This window comes from Rothia sp. HMSC064D08 (genome assembly GCF_001809525.1).
GTDB classification, from domain to species: domain Bacteria; phylum Actinomycetota; class Actinomycetes; order Actinomycetales; family Micrococcaceae; genus Rothia; species Rothia dentocariosa.
The window spans coordinates 818,920-819,746 of record NZ_KV797900.1 but is presented as its reverse complement, the minus strand read 5'-3'; the positions used below and the strand labels follow the sequence as shown (position 1 = coordinate 819,746).

The window sequence follows — 827 nt, the reverse complement described above, 5'->3', positions numbered from 1 at the left end:
TATAGGAGGTGGTATGGGGAGCATCATCATGGGAATCTTGGGTTCGCTCAAGATAAAAGTGGTGCTCATAAGTCGTTTAGATTTGATGTTGCAAATGATGGTTCGTACTGTGTTAGTCGGGATGGGCGTGTGGGTCAGTATAAAGAATTTACTGATGATGGTCGGGCTAAACCTGTCGGGGAGACGATTACGAATCATCTGTTCGGTGATACCTGCACCCTGAACGACCCGGAAGCAGTACAGCAGGCCCAGGGTGAGTATGAGCGGATTATTACCGAGATGCGCACCCATTTGCTGGAGTTGATCCCGGCACATCCGCACCTGACCCTGGATAGCGCGCATCCGCCGCATACGAGTAAGGGTGAGGAAACGAATTTCTACACCACTCTAGAAGGCAGTTCCAACTTATTTGAAGGGGACTTACCGATTGGGCATACCAGGATTCGGGCGGTACCGGTGGCGTACCGGTACGAGTATGGAGACGGATACGACCTAAAAACACATAGTGCTGGTAGCCCGGTGTCTTCACAGCATTCCGGACAATCCTTGCATGAGACGTCGACGAGTTATGCGTATCCGCAGGTGGGGAATTTTCATGCGTATGTCACGGTGACGTATGCGGGTCAGTACAGTATTGATGGTGGGCCGTGGCAGTTTTTCGGAACCGAGGTGTCTCGTATTAGTGAGCCGGTGCTGGTGCGGGTGTGGGAGTCTGAGGTGCATTCGGTGGGCAAGACCTGTACTGAGGACCCCAGGGCGAAAGGGTGTCCGGGGCATGCGGATGAGCCTGATGTGGGGAATCCGAATCCGCAGTTGCGTAAGGTGGA

The 827-nt window shown here is 53.3% G+C and carries 1 protein-coding gene; it reads left to right on the top strand.

Annotated features, from left to right (window positions below; translation table 11 throughout):
• Nucleotides 1-129: 129 nt before the first annotated feature.
• The coding region (locus tag HMPREF2625_RS10235; RefSeq protein WP_070524327.1) for a hypothetical protein at nt 130-827 on the top strand (698 nt) is incomplete at its 3' end.